General features: G+C 51.9%; 15 protein-coding genes and 1 pseudogene. 7 read left to right on the top strand and 9 right to left on the bottom strand.

The features are described from left to right. Positions 1 to 33 precede the first annotated feature (33 nt). Positions 34 to 339, bottom strand: coding sequence for a hypothetical protein (locus tag ACTJJA_RS17180; RefSeq protein ID WP_440668773.1), 306 nt, complete (start codon positions 337 to 339; stop codon positions 34 to 36). A 257-nt stretch (positions 340 to 596) separates the two neighbouring features. Here ACTJJA_RS17180 and ACTJJA_RS17175 point away from each other — a divergent pair, with 257 nt between their 5' ends. The 6 genes and pseudogenes from ACTJJA_RS17175 (at position 597) to ACTJJA_RS17150 (ending at position 6,762) form a co-directional block, all read left to right on the top strand. After that, positions 597 to 1,121, top strand: coding sequence for a fimbrial protein (locus ACTJJA_RS17175; RefSeq protein WP_440668772.1), 525 nt, complete (start codon positions 597 to 599; stop codon positions 1,119 to 1,121). 62 nt (positions 1,122 to 1,183) lie between these two features. After that, positions 1,184 to 1,868 (top strand): annotated as a pseudogene (locus tag ACTJJA_RS17170) (fimbrial biogenesis chaperone). A gap of 77 nt (positions 1,869 to 1,945) precedes the next feature. Next, positions 1,946 to 4,483 (top strand): fimbria/pilus outer membrane usher protein, encoded by a 2,538-nt coding sequence (locus ACTJJA_RS17165; RefSeq protein ID WP_440668771.1) that lies wholly within the window; start codon positions 1,946 to 1,948, stop codon positions 4,481 to 4,483. A gap of 14 nt (positions 4,484 to 4,497) precedes the next feature. Next, positions 4,498 to 5,613 carry a fimbrial protein gene (locus tag ACTJJA_RS17160; protein WP_440668770.1) on the top strand — a complete coding sequence of 372 codons (1,116 nt, stop codon included), beginning with the start codon at positions 4,498 to 4,500 and terminating at the stop codon, positions 5,611 to 5,613. A 21-nt stretch (positions 5,614 to 5,634) separates the two neighbouring features. Beyond that, positions 5,635 to 6,156, top strand: a complete 522-nt coding sequence (locus tag ACTJJA_RS17155) for a fimbrial protein (protein ID WP_440668769.1) — start codon at positions 5,635 to 5,637, stop codon at positions 6,154 to 6,156. Between the two features lie 93 nt (positions 6,157 to 6,249). Next, the gene (locus ACTJJA_RS17150) at positions 6,250 to 6,762 is read left to right on the top strand and encodes a fimbrial protein (RefSeq protein WP_440668768.1); all 513 of its coding nucleotides are present in this window, start codon (positions 6,250 to 6,252) and stop codon (positions 6,760 to 6,762) included. Between the two features lie 294 nt (positions 6,763 to 7,056). Here the strand turns inward: ACTJJA_RS17150 and ACTJJA_RS17145 are convergent, their stop codons facing one another. From ACTJJA_RS17145 to ACTJJA_RS17110, 8 genes are all read right to left on the bottom strand, one after another. Next, positions 7,057 to 7,494 (bottom strand): hypothetical protein, encoded by a 438-nt coding sequence (locus ACTJJA_RS17145; protein WP_440668767.1) that lies wholly within the window; start codon positions 7,492 to 7,494, stop codon positions 7,057 to 7,059. A 396-nt stretch (positions 7,495 to 7,890) separates the two neighbouring features. Continuing rightward, positions 7,891 to 8,934, bottom strand: coding sequence for a quinone oxidoreductase family protein (locus tag ACTJJA_RS17140; RefSeq protein ID WP_440668766.1), 1,044 nt, complete (start codon positions 8,932 to 8,934; stop codon positions 7,891 to 7,893). Between the two features lie 169 nt (positions 8,935 to 9,103). Further along, positions 9,104 to 10,078 (bottom strand): fimbrial protein, encoded by a 975-nt coding sequence (locus ACTJJA_RS17135; protein ID WP_440668765.1) that lies wholly within the window; start codon positions 10,076 to 10,078, stop codon positions 9,104 to 9,106. A gap of 3 nt (positions 10,079 to 10,081) precedes the next feature. Beyond that, the gene (locus tag ACTJJA_RS17130) at positions 10,082 to 12,637 is read right to left on the bottom strand and encodes a fimbria/pilus outer membrane usher protein (protein WP_440668764.1); all 2,556 of its coding nucleotides are present in this window, start codon (positions 12,635 to 12,637) and stop codon (positions 10,082 to 10,084) included. Positions 12,638 to 12,649: 12 nt separating this feature from the next. After that, positions 12,650 to 13,366, bottom strand: coding sequence for a fimbrial biogenesis chaperone (locus ACTJJA_RS17125; protein WP_440668763.1), 717 nt, complete (start codon positions 13,364 to 13,366; stop codon positions 12,650 to 12,652). 53 nt (positions 13,367 to 13,419) lie between these two features. Beyond that, positions 13,420 to 13,947, bottom strand: a complete 528-nt coding sequence (locus ACTJJA_RS17120) for a fimbrial protein (protein WP_440668762.1) — start codon at positions 13,945 to 13,947, stop codon at positions 13,420 to 13,422. Positions 13,948 to 13,968: 21 nt separating this feature from the next. Then, positions 13,969 to 14,526, bottom strand: a complete 558-nt coding sequence (locus ACTJJA_RS17115) for a fimbrial protein (RefSeq protein ID WP_440668761.1) — start codon at positions 14,524 to 14,526, stop codon at positions 13,969 to 13,971. Positions 14,527 to 15,097: 571 nt separating this feature from the next. Next, positions 15,098 to 15,706 carry a recombinase family protein gene (locus tag ACTJJA_RS17110; RefSeq protein WP_440668760.1) on the bottom strand — a complete coding sequence of 203 codons (609 nt, stop codon included), beginning with the start codon at positions 15,704 to 15,706 and terminating at the stop codon, positions 15,098 to 15,100. Positions 15,707 to 15,865: 159 nt separating this feature from the next. Here ACTJJA_RS17110 and ACTJJA_RS17105 point away from each other — a divergent pair, with 159 nt between their 5' ends. Continuing rightward, on the top strand, positions 15,866 to 18,850 hold the full coding sequence (locus tag ACTJJA_RS17105) for a Tn3 family transposase (protein WP_440668759.1): 2,985 nt from the start codon (positions 15,866 to 15,868) through the stop codon (positions 18,848 to 18,850). Positions 18,851 to 18,880: the final 30 nt, after the last annotated feature.

Raw genomic sequence — 18,880 nt, 5'->3', positions numbered from 1 at the left:
ACCTGGTGGCTGTAACAGAACTGAGTATAGTCATTATTCAGGGATATCCGGAGTATCCGCAACGACTGACGGTAATGTGGCCCCCTCAGCATCGGATTGAGTCAGTGTATGAAACCACGACTCCACCTGCGTCACCTCGACAAAAATGGTCTCATTGTCTTCTCCGACAGTAAAAGGAACGCACGGATAAATGTCGGGCTTCACTTCTTCAAGTAACTGGCTAATCTCAGACTCTGCAAACATGCTGAAATCATAGCGTTTCAGATACCATTCACAGAATTCATCATAGGAAGAAAGGACGCAGGCAGGTTCTGTCTGCTGGAGGGTGTTTTTTATCATTTTGTTGTCCTGAAGATATATTTGACCGGAGGAACATCGAGTATAGCGAGTCAGAATATTATGAGGAAATAGACCCTGTCTCAAATGAGACGGGGGGATGGCTAAAAAACATCTCTGCAATCTCATCTGAGACTGATAGCGCATAGTGTAAACGGATATGAATAGAGATGATGACGTCATCGAGAATGATTAAATATTTTTTAATTTAATATTGTTCTCTTTGTGATTTATTATTCATCTTTCATTTCGGAGTATATATGAACAAGGGAATTACACTTGCAGCTTTAGGTGTTGCAGCATCGCTATTAACATCATTAGCGCAGGCATCGGATGGAACAATTAATTTCACCGGTGAAATTCTTGATTCGGCCTGTACCGTTGATATTGGTACCGACAATACCATGATTGTGGATTTGGGTAAGGTGGCGAAAACCGCCTTTACCGGTGTCGGCTCCACCGCATCCGCTCACAGCTTCAAACTCAATCTGACGGATTGTCCGGATACCGTCACCAGCACCACGGTGATGTTCGACGGCATTGCGTATGCCGGGGATGACACGGCGCTGGCCCTGACCGCCGATGAAGGCGTGGCGACCGGCGTGGGCGTCCAGATTTCCGATGCCGCACAGAATGTCATCTCTCTCTTCACTCCATCCCCGAGCTACACCCTGGTGGCCGGTGATAACGTCCTGCCGTTCGTCGCACGTTATATTCAGAAAGGGGCAGCGGTGACCGCCGGTCCTGCTAATTCAGTGACCCAGTTCACCCTGAACTATAACTGATATCGTCTTATTAAGTCTTCTCAGGCGGGCATCCCGCTCGCCCATTTTTTAAAGGTACTGTAATGAAAATGCTCCATAAAACACTGCTGATGAGTTTACTGGCCATGGCCGGACTGACGTCCCTGAATGCCAGCGCTGGCGTGGTCATTGGTGGCACGCGTGTTATTTATGATGGCGGAAAAAAGGAAGCTTCACTGAGCGTCAATAACCCGGATAATATTGCCTATCTTATCCAGTCATGGGTGGATATGCCTGACGGTGGCGCTGAGAAAGCTCCCTTTATTATTACGCCGCCCCTGTATCGCCTTGACCACGGCCAGCAGAACGTCATGCGTATTGTTCGCGCCGGTAATTTACCGGAAACCAAAGAAGCGATGTACTGGCTGAATGTTAAATCTATTCCGTCGGCAGAGAAAAAAGACAATACGCTGCAGATTGCCGTGAAAACCCGCATCAAATTAATTTATCGCCCGGCAGAATTAAAAGGAACAACCCCGGAAGAACAGTCCGGAAAATTAACCTGGCAGCGTAGCGGTAATCAACTCCAGGTGACTAACCCGACCCCGTATTACATGAACTTCAATGAAATCACCGTCGGCGGGAAAAAAGTCCCGGATGCGACCTGGGTGGCGCCAGGGACCTCTGCCCGGTTTGACCTGCCGCCGGGCGTCACGGGGGGGGGCGGTGACGTTCAAAATCATTAATGATTACGGCGGCGTGGGCCAGTCACACCCGGCATCCGTTTAACATCCAGCATTTTCAGTTATTTTGCAGGGGCGTTCTGGTTTAACCGGCGCCGGCACCTTCAGTGGAGTATGACAGTCATGACGTCTTTTATAAAACCTGTGTCTTTCAGGCGGGGTCAGCTCGCCTGCCTGATAGCCCTGGCGGTATCGGGATATACCCAGACAGGTTTTACCCGTGAGTATTTTAACCCGGCGTTGCTGGAAGTGGATAACCCGGCGATGAAGGGTGCTGACCTCTCTTCTTTTGAAGAGGGGACGCAGGCACCGGGGAAATACCGTGTGGATATCATTGTTAATGACCAGGCTGTGGACACCCGCGAGGTGGAATTTAAGGCGGCAATAAACGCCGCCGGAGACAGTATTCTTTTGCCGTGCCTGACCCCCGGTCAGCTGCAAAGCTGGGGCGTGAAGACCGCCTTATTTCCCGCACTGGGAAACGCCGGCGAGTGTGCGGATTTATCTGCCATTCCGGATGCGAAGAGCGAGTTTTTATTTGGTGCACAGAAGCTGACGCTGAGTATTCCGCAGGCGGCGATGTCACCGCAGGCCCGTGGCTATGTGGCACCTGACATGTGGGATGAGGGGATTACCGCGCTGTTGCTGAACTACAGCCTCAGCGGGGACAACACCTGGGCCCGTGACGGCAATGGCCAGAACAGCAACAGCCAGTACGCCAACCTGCGTCCGGGGTTAAATCTCGGCCCGTGGCGTGTGCGCAACTACACCACCTGGAGTCGCAGCTCGGAGGGGGTGGACAAATGGGATACGGTGTACACCTACCTCCAGCGCAACATTGTGGCACTGAAAAGTCAGCTCACCGTGGGTGGCAGTTCGTCCCCGTCCGATGTGTTCGACAGCATTCCGTTTCGCGGCGGCCAGCTGGCGTCTGACGATGACATGCAGCCGGACAGCCTGAAGGGGTACGCTCCCGTCGTGCGCGGCATTGCCCGGACTAACGCCCAGGTGGTCATCCGCCAGAATGGCTATGTGATTTACCAGAGCTATGTCTCACCTGGTGCATTTGAAATCACCGACATGTACTCGACCGGTGGCTCCGGCGACCTCAACGTCACTGTGAAGGAAGCTGACGGAAGTGAGCAAAATTTTGTCGTGCCCTTCGCCTCTGTGCCCGTACTACAGCGTGAAGGGCATCTGAAATACAGCCTGACCGGCGGGCAGTACCGCTCCTATAACAGCAGCGTGGATAAAACCCCGCTGGCACAGGGGACCGCGATTTACGGTCTGCCCCATGGCTTTACCCTTTATGGTGGCCTGCAGGAGGCCAGCAAGTACCAGTCACTGGCGCTCGGCGTCGGCAAAAACATGGGGGATATTGGTGCGATTTCCACCGACGTGACCCAGGCCTGGTCCACGCCGAAAGACATGGACAAGGAGAGCGGCCAGTCCTGGCGAATCCGCTACAGCAAAAACTTTGTGGAAACGGGCACCAACTTTTCGATTGCCGGTTACCGCTACTCGACCGCGGGCTACTACGGCATGCAGGAAGTGCTGGACTCGTACGGTGATGACAGCGCCCTGCAGGAGCGCCGCCGCAACCGTGCCGAGCTGACCATCAGCCAGTCGCTGGGGGAAAGCCGGGGTTCCCTGACCGGCAGTGCGATAAAAGAGAATTACTGGGATGACGCGAAATCCATGGAATCCTACAGCGTGAGCTACAACAATTCATGGCACAGTATTTCCTGGGGGCTGAGCTACACCTACAGCCGCAATGGGCAGGTCAGCGGTCAGGATAGCGACAAGACCTACGATAAGGACCAGATGGTGGCCCTCAACGTCAGCATCCCACTGGATAAACTGCTGGGGAACACCTACGCCAGCTACAGCATGAACACCAGTAAGGAAGGCAACACCACGCACAGCGTTGGCCTGAACGGCACGGCGCTGGAAAACAATACCCTGAGCTGGAACGTGCAGCAGGGTTACGGGACCGACGATGTGGGCTACAGCAGCAACGTCAATGCGGACTATCGCGGCACCTATGGCGAGGTCAACGGCGGCTACAGCTATGACGACAGCAGCGAGCGCCTGAACTACGGCGTCTCGGGCGGCATTCTGGTGCACGGCGATGGCGTGACCCTGGCTCAGCCATTCGGCGAGACCATTGCCCTGGTGAAAGCGCCGGGTGCCGGTGGGGTGGGCGTGTCAAACCAGACGGGAGTGAAAACCGACTTCCGGGGTTACACCGTGGTGAGCAATATCTCGCCGTACCGCAAAAACGATATCGTCCTGGACACACAAACCCTGCCGGACGATGTGGACCTCGAGCTCACCACCCGGACCGTGGTCCCGACGCGTGGCGCCATCGTGCGGGCGGACTACAAGGCGAATGTGGGGAACCGGGTGCTGATGACCCTGACCCGACCTGACGGGAAACCGGTGCCGTTCGGGGCGACGGTGACAGTGGAAGGGAGTGATGACAGTCAGGGCTTTATTGTCGGGGATTCGGGCCAGGTTTATTTGGCGGGTCTTGTAGATGATGGGGGATTGAATGCCCGATGGGGTAACGACACCAGTCAGAAATGCAGGGTGAAGTACTCATTGACAAAAAATCAATTCGCTTCCGGTATTCAATTAATAAATTCTCGCTGCTTTTAAAATAAGAAATCCCTATGAAAATGAAATCAATCAGTATAACTAATCCCCCACGAAATATGGGCATGGAAAATACATGTAAACCATCAGGGTTAGGACGAATGGTTTTGGTGTTTTTACTATATTTAGTTATGTCTAAGATGAACGTTGTATATGCCAGTGAATGCCAAGTGCCAGTTACGTTAAATATAAATGTTTCTGGGGCGTATAGCGTGCAACGGGATGCTCCAGTTGGAACAATAATAACACCATGGTATTCTGCCGAGGCCTATCCTTATACCACTTGCCAATTTAGTAGTAGTGAGCCTCTTATGACGGAGGCTGTCGCTGCAATATCAACACCTCTAAATCAAACCGTAAGTACCGATGGGCTGGAGTTTAAAATATATAAAACAAATGTAGACGGCATAGGGTTTATTATCAAATCATCAGGAAGAGAATCTTACACAGATGGTGGCTGGGATTCGAGTTGGCAAGGAATGGTAGCTGAACCTGATTCCACATCATTTAGCGGCATATCAGCAGGATATACTATAAACAAAGGCCGCAGTTACACAACAGGCCTTAAAGTTGAGGTTGCATTCGTAAAATATATGGAATCCAAAAGCGGCGCAATCAATGGAGGAACAATCGCTCAAGGTATGTCGACATATTACAGCGATTTTACACAGCCGTCAGCGCCTATTGTTATGATGTCATCACTAGTCGTCAATACTTTAGCCTGTAGTATATTAACGCCAACACTCACATTTCCTCTGGGAAATATCCCCGTATCCGAATTCGGCACCACGGTCGGCTTTACTCCCGCTGAAACCAGCACCCAGAATCTGGGCCTGAACTGTGATGCGGGGGCGAATATTAATGTTCAGCTCAATGCTACCCAGAACCCGGACGCTTCGGCAACGAGTGTACTGGCGCTCGACAACCAGGGAAGTTCAGGTGTTTCCGGCGGGCTGGGTGTGCAGCTGCTGTATAACGGCTCCCCGCTGGAAATCGGTAAAAACATGGTGCTGAAACAGTCGGCAGGCGGTCAGGAAACCTTCCCGATCACCGCCCGGTATTACCAGACCAAAACGACGGTCACGCCAGGCGATGCCAGCACGTCGGCAACCCTGTCCCTGACCTATCAGTGACAGCAGATGAAGGCTTTTATTATGAGAAAAACAGAAGGGCTGTTTCCTGTCCTGCTCGCCACCTGTCTGGCGCTGGCCTCAGGGAGCAGTCAGGCTTCAGAGGGTCCGAGTATCAACATCAGCGGGATTGTCGTCGCGGCATCCTGCACCATTGACAGCGATACGGTGGATAAACAGGTCACACTGCCCAAAACCCAGGCGCACAGCATGGCGGATGCGGGGACCGGCAGTGACTGGGTGGATTTTAATCTGAACCTGAGCGCCTGCCCGGCTTACCTGCAGAGCGTCACGGTGAAATTCACCGGCACGCCGGATGACAAGGATAACACCACCTATAAAAACACCGGGGATGCACAGAATGTCTCCCTGCAGCTGGCGGCCCGTACTACCAACTACGGCAACGGCAGCACCATGAAGGTGGACGTGGACTCAGCAACCCATACCGCGGTATTCCCGCTGTCAGCCCGGATTTACTCCCCGACCGGCGGGGCCACGCTGGGAACATTCGGGGCAGTTGTCAGCCTGGATTTTACCTACCAGTAACCCGGGACCGTTTGTCGTATCTTTCAGGACAGTAAAAACTGTCGCAGGAAATGGTCACATTATTAACAAACTTATTATTGTCGCGAGAAAAACATGTTCAAACTTACTCAGCTTATTACTGTCTTCCTGTTAGTGACTGCCGTGGCCGCGCAGGCCGCAGATAACGTCGCCATTAACGTCACCGGAAAAGTCGTTGCCTCTCCCTGTACCGTTACTTCCCCCGCGGATATCCCCGTCGACCTCGGGCAAAACATTCAGGCTTCCAGCCTGGCAACGGCGGGTGCCGCATCTGACTGGACGGCTTTCCAGATAACCCTTGGGAGTTGTCCTGCAGGCACCACCAAAGCAACCATTACCTTCAGCGGGACACCGGATGGCGATAATCCGGCCGACCAGTATAAAAACACGGGCACAGCAACTAATGTGGCGGTACAGTTACAGGGCAGCGGTGGAGATCAATTTGGCAATGGTAAATCGTTTACTGGGGTTATTCTTAGCGACCACACCTATACCTATAACCTCAAAGCCCGGGCTTACTCCAATGCCGGTGGAGTCACACCCGGCACCATTTCCGCCGTCATCGTGGCAACATTTACTTACCAGTGATGAGTCTAAGATAAGCGTCAGGAAGCCCGTCAGAATAAAAACAACTGCCTGCTTGACGATGAGAAAAGTAATCGTGACTGCCGGGTGGATAAGCGCCGGGCTAAGCAGGATGGCCGGCAGGCTGCCCGCAATGTTAAATTTTATTAGTTGTCTATAGCGTTCTCGCTCATATCCTGCATGTTATCAGTTCATCATCTTTTAGCAGACGTCAGAATGACTGACGTCTGCTCCGCTGGTTGTTCTCTGTTAAACATCAGACCTTGAATAAGGTGGCTTAAGGACTGATACTTTTTTTTAGTTCTGTGTCAGGACTACATTATCGATTTCGACGCTGTCGGTACCTGTTGCACTGTATTCGGCATGAAAATGAAGTACGAATGGACCCGCCCATGCAGGATCCACAGAAAAAGCGAAGTTCTCCTCTGTCCAGTCCGTATTTCTGGCGCCATTAAATGGCGAACTCCAGTAGGTGGTATTGGAGTTTGTCAGCATCAGTGCAACGGTGCCGTTCACCACGCCCCGTGAGTCAAAAGTGAGTGCATAGCTTTCATTTGCCGACACCGGAACATTCTGATAAACAGACTCAGTCGTGGCGATACTGCAGTAATTATTCGTAATCGTAATGTCTTCCGAGTCTCCACTCACACCCGAACCGGAAGAGGTGAACTGCCAGGATGTGAGACTGCCGCCACTACTTTCAAAATCACCGTTATTTACAAGATTTGTAGTCATAACGTAACCTTTTTGTGTTGAGTCGATGGAACGTTTTATAAACGTGAACCTGAAGTATAGAGCGATAAAAATTTTATGCGGTACTCATTACGGAGCAGACATCTGAATCACCCTGCATTCAACCTCACACACAGAGCATTACTTTTAACGGTAGCAGGAAACCCTGGGTATCAGTTCTGCAATGACAGAAAGGTTACCTGGCCGGTTGCGAAACCCGCAGACCGTACGCACATGGCCCGCTTGCTCTTCAAAAACCCAGGCCAAAAGCTGCGAGGCGCTATCATTCACCTGTGGGTGAGCGGTGAAGGGCTCTACGCAGGCCACCTGGGTTTATGGTTCAAGCCAGGCAGGTGCAGACGTTCCAGTGTTTTATCGCGCATGTCCTCTTTGCTCCTCTTAAGAGTCCTTACCCGCCCAGGGAAGGAGAACGATGCTGCCTCTGGCTTTGTTGGCAGCGATTCGTTCATGTGCGGCTGCTGCTTCGGACAGCGGAAGTACGCTGTCGATCACCGGACGGATCTTTCCTTCGCGAACAGGAGCCATCCACGCTGAGAAGTCCTCGATATCACCAACCAAAGTCCCTCGCAGCTGCTTCTGTGTGAAAAAGAAGTTGCGGATATCGAAAGTCACATGATGCCCGGCCATGAAGCCCATGGTGACGATGATGCCCTGGGGTCTTACCGCATCTATAGTGTGCGCGAGGATGTTGCCTCCCAGGTTGTCGATCGCGACGTCAACACCGTGGCCACCAGTCCATTCATCCAGAGCCTGGACAAAGTCTTCATTGCTGGAATTAATCACCAGTTCGGCACCCAGGCTTCTGGCCAGCCTGGCTGAAGACTCATTCTGCACGGTTACCGCTACATGAGCACCCAGCGCGCACGCGACCTGGATGCTCATAATGCCGGTGCTGGATGCCCCGGCATGGATAAGCACTCGATCACCAGTCTTCACTTCGCCCACGATCTGTACCGAACGGATCGCGATGAGCAGAGCCACCGGCATGGCGGCGATCTGCTCCGCCGGAAGGCCGCTCATGTCACGCAGCAGCCAGGCCTCAGGGATCACAATATATTGGGAATAGGCTCCCTGAATGTGTGTGCCAGGAATAGCGTAGCTCGCTGCTGTCGTTACCGGGCGAATATGCGCTTCGGTGGGATTAGTCGGATAACCAGGCATGGTGATCACCCGGTCGCCCACGGCGAAGCGGCTGGCGCCCTCGCCCAGCTCAGCAACCTCACCCACTGCATCTGAGCCCAGAATATGAGGGAAGGCCAGGTTCGGATTGATCTGGCCCAGGCGGACATAGTGATCCAGTCGGTTGACGCCAGCGGCCAGCACCTTGACCAGTACCTGTCCAGGTCCGGGAATCGGAGTGGGAAGCTCTTCAATGCGGATCTGCTCAGGTCCGCCAAAGGCGTGAATAACAGCTGCTTTCATAATGAATACTCCAATCGTTCATGGTGTGCAGTGACTCACTGCGTTGAGGGATGCCTATGGGATAGTTAACCAAATCCTGGGTATCAGTTCTGCAATGGATGATGTGATAAATCGTTCAGGGAACAGAGTGACCCATCCATTTTTTATACGATGGAACCTCAGGCGTTTATTACAGATAATTGACCTGCAACGTTGCCACAGCACTGACTTTTCCCGGCGTGGTATCCGGCTGGAGCCGGATGTAGCTCAGTGATAACGGGATAGCCAGCTGGCCGTTTGGATTCTGCGTGGGCAACGATGACAGCAGTATGGCTTGATTCAGGGGCGCCGGGCTGTTATTCAGCCAGAACTGAAGACCAATCCCTTTTGCACTCCCTGTAATCGGCTGCATATTCAGTACCCCCGTACGGGCATCGGCGGCATCGCCACTGATAGTCAGTGACATCAGATGCGGGGCCGCATCACACAGGATTTTCACCGATAACGGAAATAACGTACCGGGTTTATTCTTGTCCTGGCTTATCTTGTTAAGAGGCGTCGTCGGAAGATGCACCACCACCTGGGGGGTATCCAGAGAACAGTTAACGGGCGGTAAACCCGAAATCAACTTGAAGTTCACCATCGTGTTCAGTTCCTGGGTGCTGAATCGCAGCAACTCATTCTGTGTCACCCTCAGTGCTTCCTCAGGGTGAACCGTTTCGGCGGTTTTCACCAGCTCGATACGCAGCGCGATATTGTCGGTGCGTAAGGGGGATAAGTCATTCCCCGTCGCGCTGTCGATGAACGGAAATAGCCGCAGTTTTGCGTCATCCAGCGCATAGCGATTGAGATAAAAAATCCGCACACCGATCCCCGGAACGGAGGTCTGGTATACCCGACGCCCCAGTTCATTACCGGTTAAGTTCCCGGAAATAGTCACTCTCTCGTGGCGACCACCGCAGGTCAGCGCCTCGCTGCGCCCGGTTAGTTCCCGTAGCGTAGCCTGGTGCGTATACAGCACCGTTCCTGTTTTTTTTTGCTGGAGCTGTTTCAGGAGCGCTTCGGGGTGTAACTGGATATCCAGTCTCTGCATCTCCGGTATCCCGTGACACCCCAGAGCCTGAGCAGAGAGCAACAGACTGACGCTAAAAAGCCAGCATTTCATGGTTTACCCCTCAGAACACTGCAATGTGGCAGTGGCAAATTTACCGATCCGGATGGCATGCGTTAAGTCGTAATCCACATGGCAGCGTTGTTCGCTGTCGAGAGTCACCGTCAGCGAACCCCTTTCTGCAACGCCGTTGAGATAAACCTGTCCGTCGTTGCCGACATAAAACACACGCTCCTTCTCACCCGACAACTGAACTACAGCCCCGAAGGGGAGAGCTTGCTTCCCCTGTTGCAGCGTGGCAATAAAATCCTGACCGGGATGTGTTTCAAAACGGGCCAGAACCACCGCATCCCGGGTCGGGACGATTGACTGCGCCACCGTGCCAAGATTCCCGGTTTGCATATCCTGAGAAGTATCAAAGGCAATGGTATCCCGTGAATAAGTGGCGACATCAGGCAGCAGGGCATAGCCTGAGCGGTCTGTCCGCACCGCCGTCGCGCCAAGCAGAGGTAAATCCGCCATTCCCGGGGCACTCACCAGCGCCATCGCGCCGGTAGAATACTGTCCCAGCGTGACCCCGCCCGAATGAACTAACACCCCGCCATTGAGCCCGATCGTTGCCCTGTCCTGCCGGGATTCGTGGGCATAGCCCGCTGCAACAGAACCTCTGCTGCCGGTCAGCGTCATATTCAGATTGCTCTGGCTGGTATCCTCACCTGCGCGGGAGAATGTTTTCCCGCTTTGCGCAGACCAGGCGAGGCTTCGGTCTTCCAGTGCGGTGGCAGAATAGCCGACCTGTGCTGAAGCGCTGTTACCCACATCACGGGTATACATAGCGGTCAGGTTGCCCTGGCGGGTAGAGAACAGATCCCAAGGGACAGATACGCTCAGCGCTATCTGTCTGTCCCAGCGGGCATCACTCTGGTCGTCGGCACTCTGACTGGCGCTGAACGACAGCGACATTTGCGCCCTGCTCAGCGGAAAGTTAAGTCCGAGTTGATAGTTGCTGTTTCGTTCATCATTATCGTAAACGGCGTTGTTCAGGGAAGCGAAGAAACTCCATGTCCCCGGCAACGGCTGGTTGACCGAGACGGTGTATTCCCGCTTTTTCCGCTGACAGCTCTGGCAAGCATGCATGGCATCAGCAAGCGTGTAATAGTCAGATGAATAGCGGCGTAAGCTCGCCTGCACGTTGGTGCCTGTCCAGTCAAACAGGCGGGTATAGGACAGGCGCAGGCTTTTGCCCTGAGCAGTGCTGTCGCTTGCCACCGGTGTGGTTCGCGCCAGCGTGAGATCCGCTGACAGTGCGCCAAATATGCCAAGATCGCTCCCGAGCCCGACATTCCCGGCAGAATAGCGATCCTGCGTTTGTAACAGACCGCCGGACAGCGTCAGATCCCAGGGGATTCCCCAGGCGAAGTTCCCCTGGATGAGATCGGCATCGCGGCTTTCGGAATCTTTCGCTGGGGGATCATTCCCGTCATCAGTGTTCTCATCATCAGACATGTCCGGCTCATCACTGTCGGCCGATGAGTAGCGCCCGGCCGCGAGTGAGTACCGGAACGCGCCCTGTCGCTGCAGCCGCTGCGAAGCGGCATAGCGCTGCTGATAATGCGTCTCCTGACCGTCGCTTTCCTTGACCGTGATATCCAGCGTCCCGCCGGTGGAAACCGAGGAAAGATCGTCTATCGTGAAGCTGCCCGGCGTGACGCTGGTCTGGTAGATGACATTGTTTTGTTCCCGAATCGTTACCGTCGCATTGGTTCGGGCAATACCGTGGATCACCGGGGCAAAGCCGTTGAGACTACCGGGCTGCATTCCGCTGTCCGACACCAGCTGGATGCCGCGCAGTTTAACGCTGTCGAAGACGTCCGCAGACGTGTACGTATCCCCGAGATACAGCTCGCTTTTGAGCGCTGCAACGGTCCTTTCAACATAGGTACTGATGGTGCTCCAGTGCTGTTCATCGGAGGAAGACTTTTGCCATGAGGAAAGATTTCGCAGTCGCCAGGCACCAAAATTCATCCCGCTGTTCAGGTTGAGATAGTTGTCAGAGGTGCGGCTTTCCCCTTCTTCAGCAGACAAGATTTGCGATCCACTGTACTGATATTCCACAAGCAGAGCCGAAATCCCCTCATCCCATTCACCGGGCAGGATCTCGTCTTCTGCATGTTTTTGCATGACGGATTGGGGAAAGCTGAGTTTCAGGGTCATCGCGGCAGCGTTCAGTTGCCAGGTGGCCTCCGGCACAGCCTCTTTGACTGAAAGACAGTTTTTTTTTGTGGCATCGCTGAGATGTACGCCCGGAGCGGAGGGACTAATGCCGATAGCAATAAAATCGCGGTACTGAAGACAAGGCACGGGATTTTCATCTCCGAGCCCGGCGAGGGTGACCGGCATCACCCGAAACTGGCTGTCACCATTAACATACACATGCAGATGGTAGTTTCCCGGGCGTAACAAATTCTTCTGCACATTCTCAATGTTTTTTATTTCTGGTGCCCCGTCAGAAATCGTTAATAACGCCGGATCGTAGTAATTATCAGCGACAGCGCCTGAACTGATAGCGGCCCCGGAAACCAGTAATGCCATCGCTGTTTTTTTATGCAACATACTTCAGTTCCGTCACTGGATATCAGCGCTGTAGGTCTGAGACACCATGCTGTAGTCATTAATACCGCTCCAGTTCACCGTGAGTGAAGAGGACTTATCGGTTTTCACCGTGAAGCTTTTATCACCAAACGGAGGTACCACGGTATTGTTGGTCTCAATCGAAATGGTTATCGGTTTATGATTAAAAGCCACGCTATTCATCACCACGTAATAGGGTGAGTCATTTTTCGCGATGACCGTTCCGTTACTTTCCTGATGCCATTTCAGGTCTTTAATTGCGTTATTCGGGGAGCCTGTCAGCCCACCCGGACGATAAAAAACTTTCATGCGATTACTGACGGCCAGAAGCATTTTATTGCTGAGATTTTTCTCCTCCTGCTTCACCGACGGAACGGACTTCACGTTGAGCCAGAGCAGGCTTTCCCGATCGGCTGGCAGACCTGATCCTGTATACATCAACTGAATGACATTTTCAGACCCAGGATCCATCTGAAATAACGGGGGAGCAATAATGAAAGGCAGTTTCATCCCCTCCAGTAGCGCGTTTCCTTTGGCGTCTACCCATGACTGAACCAGGAAAGGACGGGAGTCATCATTTTTTAATGCCAGCGTAATATCAGATTTATCACCGGAATAAATGAGACGGTTGCTGCCGAGTTTAATGCTGGCACCACTCAGCAGTGGCATCAGCGCGGCCACAACAATGACAGTGCGAATAATTAATTTCATGGAAAACCTGATGAGGAGCAGAGCCTCTGACAGCTCTGCTCTGGAGGGATAAATCAGAGATAGTTAATATGGACTTGCGCAGTGGTGTGGATCTTCCCTGGCTGCGGCGTGGTGTGAATAACGCTGACCGGGTCAATCATAAACTGGAAGAAATGATCGCCATCGATGCCACCAGTCGGTGCCGCACTGCTGGTATTCGGCGCCAACAGTGTTGGACCGCTGAAAAAAGCAATACCCACGTTTTTAGCCGCACCTTCTCCCTGGTCAATAGCTAATAAGTCGCTGTCATTTTCGTCTGCAGCGCCCAGAATTGAAGCAGTCACCGTACCCGGCGTGCAATACTTCGCATCGATCATAACAAACGTCCCATTCGAATCGGGTCCGTTATTTTTCACATAGCTGGAATCATGCATACTTTCAAACGAGATAGGGTTGATAGTCACCGACTGCGCTAATTCAAGCTGACAGGAGTTCTCGGTAATTTTCCCTGTCGCGTCAAAGTTCACCGTAGTGGGTTCAGCGGCATAAGCGGACGCCGTCGCAAACAGCGCCACTGTAATGAGCGTTTTATTAATAATCATGAATGCAATCCTTCCCTGTAATTATAGATAATCAATGCGGATCTGGCCTGAGATGTGGACATCCCCGGCGGCAGGCGCGTCGGTCGTTTTCACCAGACCTGGCCATGCAGATAAACCGGCCTCGCCGTCTCCATTAACAGTATAGGGTTTAGAGGCCACGCCAGGCTTGAGCAACTCTTCTTCACCCGATCCTAAAAACATCATCATCCCAACATGCTCAGCAGGTGTTTCCGTTGCATCGTTATGCAATACACTGGCATCATCGCTGTCTGCTGTCCCTACCAGAGTGACAGTAAACTGCTGTGCTGCAGCACAGTCACTCAGGGCTATGGTTGGCATTGTCCCTGATGGCATCACCATATTCGAATAGGTGGCAGCCGAGCTGGAAACAAGTTTAGAAATATCCGTTTCCGGAAAGGTGATTGAGGTGGGGAAGCTGACGGTGCAACCACTGCCAACAATATCACCATCGATAGTCAGTGTTTGTGTTAACCCTCTGTCGGCCGCTGATGCGGTCTGGAAGGCTAACAGCGCGGATAAGCCTAATGCTGATATCAGCGATAGTTCTTTGGTTTTCATATTTAAGTTTCCCTTTAATAATAACGTCACGAACCAGAAGCCTGCATGCTAATACTATTGCAATTTTTCTCCGTAGAATATTTTTTGCAGTCTCAGTTGAGACTGCAAAAAAACATTCATGCAGTCTGTTCCATAATGCTGTCGGGGGGGCTTATTAAATAATGGATTCACATGGGCGGCAGGCAACCGCGTAGATAAAGACTACTGGCTGGTTAATGATGAGAAAAGTAATTATGACTCACCAGGTTAGCAAGTGCCATGCTTGACAGGTTTTCGTAATATTAAGTGTTACTAACTTTCAATAAAAAATAATATCAGATACTTCAGGAAGGTGACAATAACAATACTTATAAAAATAGTGTGATTCCATTCTATGTTAGCGACATTTGTTAATTTATAAAAACTGTTTGTAATACTATTTACATCTTTGTTTTTCACTGGCTTTTTTCAAAGAAACAACATCAGGTGGTGTGGTGTATGTCAAGTACAGTGAAGGGCTATTGTCAGTGCTGCAGCGGGTCGTCTGGCGGGGAAACTACGCACTGAATGGGTCCGTTAATACGTAAAAAATTCAAACAGGTTCATCGGGATCCGTCTCACGAGGCAGATATGCTGCTTTTACTCTGAGAATAGTTTGCCGGGTTGTGTCGAATTCCCGCGCAACAACGCTGATACTCGCGCCGGAATTGATTCGCGCTACTGCAGCCCGTTTCTGTTCTTCATTGAGGGCCGGAGGACGTCCAAAACGTTTTCCTGCAGCCTTTGCCCTGGCTATACCTGAATGTGTGCGTTCAAGTAGCAGATCACGTTCAAATTCGGCCACTGCTGAGATCACCTGCATCGTCATTTTCCCTGCCGGACTGGTTAAGTCCACGCCACCAAGTGCCAGACAATGCACACGAATATCTGAAACCGCCAACTGTTCGACCGTTTTTCTGATGTCTATCGCGTTGCGTCCGAGACGATCAAGTTTCGTGACAATCAGCACATCGCCATTTTCCATACGGTCAAGTAGTCTGGCAAATCCAGGTCGTTCGCTGGCAGCCACCGAACCACTGACATGTTCCTCAATCAGTCGCTGAGGTTTGACAGAGAAACCAGCCGCCTCAATTTCTCTTCGCTGATTTTCCGTGGTCTGCTCCAGCGTAGAGACACGACAGTAGGCAAAAACTCGTGACATCGCGCAACTTTCCGTACGTAAAGGATGTCCGAATTATAGCGTATGTACGAAAATAAAATCACTAATTTTCGTACATCTATTTTAAGGAATGTACTAAACCGACCGGTTTCGGTCACTGTTAACCATAACATATGGAAACTATACGCGAGGGAAGCATATATGCCACGGCGACAGATACTGAGCAGTGAAGAGCAGGAGCGCTTGCTGGTTATTCCAGATGATGAAATTATTCTGACCCGAATGTGTTTTCTGAATGAACAGGATATTGCACTCATTAATAAACACCGACGGCCAGCAAATCGCCTGGGCTTTGCTGTATTACTCTGTTATCTGCGTGGACCTGGATTTATTCCGGATAAAAGCAATCCCCCTCACAGTGGCGTCATATCCAGAATCACTTCCCAGCTGAAACTTCAGCCTGATTTATGGCCGGAATATGCCTCAAGAGAGCAAACTCGCTGGGAACATCTGGCTGAACTTTATCGCTACCTGAAATTATCCCCGTTCAGCCGATCATTGCAAAAAGATTGTATTCAGCATCTTCACCCCTATGCCATGCGTACTGACAAAGGATTTGTGCTGGCGGAAGAAATGCTCAACTGGCTACATAGCAATAATGTTATTTTCCCTTCTGTTGATGTGATCGAACGGACGCTTGCCGAAGTTGCCACGCTCGCTGACAGAGCCGTATTTTCGGCTCTTACTGCGCAACTGAAAAAGCAACATGAATCAGCACTCGACAGCCTGCTCATATCAGAGGGTGAACAGCCTTCCCGTCTGGCATGGCTACTTCAGCCTCCGGGTAAAATAAACGGTAAAAACGTGCTGCAACATATCGACCGGCTTAATTCCATCGCCGCGCTGGAATTGCCTGATGGTATTGCGCTTTCCGTTCACCAGAACAGGTTACTTAAACTGGCGCGTGAGGGCCGGAAAATGAGCAGCAGAGATCTGGCAAAATTCACCGATGTCAGACGTTACGCTACGCTGGTTTGTGTCATTCAGGAAGCGCGGGCCACACTGACTGATGAGGTTATCGAACTGCACGAACGTATTCTGGGCACGCTGTTCAGCCAGGCAAAACGCACACAAGCCGAGAGGCTTCAGCTGACGGGGAAACTCATCCAGAGCAAGTTGAAGCAGTATGTTACTGTCGGTGAGGCACTGCTGCATGCCAGAGAATCCGGTGAAGATCCCTGGGCAGCGATAGAAGATGTCCTTCCCTGGCAGGAGTTTATCAACAGCTTGGAAGAAACACAGTTTCTGTCCCGTAAGGGCAATTTCGACCCTCTTCACCTGATCACCGAAAAATACAGTACGCTGCGAAAATACGCCCCGCGTATGCTGTCAGTATTGCAGTTCATGGCGACACCTGCAGCGCAGACGCTCAGCGATGCGCTGGACACCATCAGAGAGATGTACCGTAAACAACTCCGTAGAGTTCCGCCAGCAGCGCCAACTGGATTTATCCCTGAAAGCTGGCGAAAACTGGTGCTCACACCGTCAGGGATCGACCGCAAGTATTACGAGTTTTGCGTAATGAATGAACTCAAGGGGGCGTTACGTTCCGGTGATATATGGGTAAAAGGATCGCGCCGCTACAGAAATTTTGATGATTATCTCATCCCGGCTGCTGAGTTTGAGAAATCCCGCCACAATGACCAGTTACAGCTGGCCGTTCAGACCGATTGCCAGGCTTATCTTCAGGCCCGTATGACACTTCTTGCATCGCGTCTGGAAGAAGTTAACGCGATGGCGCTTGCCGGTGATTTGCCCGATGTTGATATCTCAGATAAAGGAGTAAAAATCACTCCGCTCGAGAACAGCGTCTCTTCGGGTGTTGCCCCCTTTGCCGATTTGGTTTATGGCATGCTTCCCCATCCGAAAATTACGGAGATACTGGAAGAAGTGGACAGCTGGACGGAGTTTACGCGTCACTTCGCGCACCTCAAAAATAATAACGTCAGACCAAAAGACGGAAGACTGTTGCTGACCACCATTCTGGCCGACGGCATCAATCTGGGGCTGACAAAAATGGCGGAGTCCTGCCCGGGGGCAACAAAATCGTCACTCGAAGGTATTCAGGCATGGTACATCAGGGATGAAACCTATTCAGCGGCACTGGCCGAGCTGGTCAACGCTCAGAAAGCGCGACTTCTGGCTGCACTCTGGGGCGACGGTACAACATCGTCGTCAGACGGGCAAAACTTTCGGGTAGGCAGTCACGGGCGTTATGCCGGACAGGTCAATCTTAAGTATGGTCAGGAGCCGGGCGTGCAGATTTATACGCATATCTCAGACCAATATAGCCCGTTCTACGCCAAAGTGATCAGCCGGGTGCGCGACTCAACCCACGTGCTTGATGGTCTGCTGTACCATGAAAGCGATCTGGAAATTACCGAGCATTACACCGATACCGCAGGTTTCACTGAACATGTTTTCGCCCTGATGCATCTGCTGGGATTCGCTTTTGCGCCGAGGATCCGGGATCTTCATGACAAGCGGCTGTTTATTCATGGAAAGGCAGATCGCTATCCGGGGCTTCAGTCCGTCATATCAACAACCAGCCTGAATATCAAAGACATTGAGGCGCACTGGGATGAGGTATTGCGCCTGGCAACCTCGATTAAGCAGGGGACAGTCACCGCATCGCTGATGATGAAAAAGTTAGCCAGTTACCCAAAACAGAACGGACTCGCCAAAGCGCTGAGAGAGATTGGCCGCATCGAGCGGACACTATTTATGCTGGACTGGTTCCGAGATCCCAGTCTACGCCGACGCGTACAGGCGGGGCTGAATAAGGGTGAGGCCCGTAATGCCCTGGCGCGAGCGGTTTTTATGCACCGTCTGGGTGAGATAAGGGATCGTGGGCTGGAGAATCAAAGTTACCGCGCCAGCGGGCTGACGTTACTGACAGCGGCGATCACGTTGTGGAACACGGTATATATAGAAAGAGCCATTGAGTCACTGAAACGAAAAGGTATCCCGATAAATGAGCAACTGGTATCTCATCTTTCTCCCCTGGGCTGGGAACATATCAATCTGAGTGGAGATTACGTCTGGCGTAACAATCTTAAGCTGGGGTCCGGAAAATACCGCTCATTACGCACAGTCGATACTGCATTGTACAAAAAACAGTCTTAGCGTGGGATAATTTCCGTTTTCCAAGCGGAC

Source organism: Enterobacter sp. 22452 (assembly GCF_052045065.1).
Taxonomy (GTDB): domain Bacteria; phylum Pseudomonadota; class Gammaproteobacteria; order Enterobacterales; family Enterobacteriaceae; genus Enterobacter; species Enterobacter mori.
This window is presented reverse-complemented; position numbering and strand designations above follow the sequence as displayed.

Excerpts from the sequence above, each read along its gene's own strand:
- ACTJJA_RS17160 (WP_440668770.1), top strand. The coding sequence starts at position 4,498 with ATGAAAATGAAATCAATCAGTATAACTAATCCCCCACGAAATATGGGC.
- ACTJJA_RS17145 (WP_440668767.1), bottom strand. The coding sequence starts at position 7,494 with ATGACTACAAATCTTGTAAATAACGGTGATTTTGAAAGTAGTGGCGGC.
- ACTJJA_RS17180 (WP_440668773.1), bottom strand. The coding sequence starts at position 339 with ATGATAAAAAACACCCTCCAGCAGACAGAACCTGCCTGCGTCCTTTCT.
- ACTJJA_RS17105 (WP_440668759.1), top strand. The coding sequence starts at position 15,866 with ATGCCACGGCGACAGATACTGAGCAGTGAAGAGCAGGAGCGCTTGCTG.
- ACTJJA_RS17120 (WP_440668762.1), bottom strand. The coding sequence starts at position 13,947 with ATGATTATTAATAAAACGCTCATTACAGTGGCGCTGTTTGCGACGGCG.
- ACTJJA_RS17115 (WP_440668761.1), bottom strand. The coding sequence starts at position 14,526 with ATGAAAACCAAAGAACTATCGCTGATATCAGCATTAGGCTTATCCGCG.
- ACTJJA_RS17130 (WP_440668764.1), bottom strand. The coding sequence starts at position 12,637 with ATGTTGCATAAAAAAACAGCGATGGCATTACTGGTTTCCGGGGCCGCT.
- ACTJJA_RS17125 (WP_440668763.1), bottom strand. The coding sequence starts at position 13,366 with ATGAAATTAATTATTCGCACTGTCATTGTTGTGGCCGCGCTGATGCCA.
- ACTJJA_RS17175 (WP_440668772.1), top strand. The coding sequence starts at position 597 with ATGAACAAGGGAATTACACTTGCAGCTTTAGGTGTTGCAGCATCGCTA.
- ACTJJA_RS17110 (WP_440668760.1), bottom strand. The coding sequence starts at position 15,706 with ATGTCACGAGTTTTTGCCTACTGTCGTGTCTCTACGCTGGAGCAGACC.
- ACTJJA_RS17155 (WP_440668769.1), top strand. The coding sequence starts at position 5,635 with ATGAGAAAAACAGAAGGGCTGTTTCCTGTCCTGCTCGCCACCTGTCTG.
- ACTJJA_RS17165 (WP_440668771.1), top strand. The coding sequence starts at position 1,946 with ATGACGTCTTTTATAAAACCTGTGTCTTTCAGGCGGGGTCAGCTCGCC.
- ACTJJA_RS17140 (WP_440668766.1), bottom strand. The coding sequence starts at position 8,934 with ATGAAAGCAGCTGTTATTCACGCCTTTGGCGGACCTGAGCAGATCCGC.
- ACTJJA_RS17150 (WP_440668768.1), top strand. The coding sequence starts at position 6,250 with ATGTTCAAACTTACTCAGCTTATTACTGTCTTCCTGTTAGTGACTGCC.
- ACTJJA_RS17135 (WP_440668765.1), bottom strand. The coding sequence starts at position 10,078 with ATGAAATGCTGGCTTTTTAGCGTCAGTCTGTTGCTCTCTGCTCAGGCT.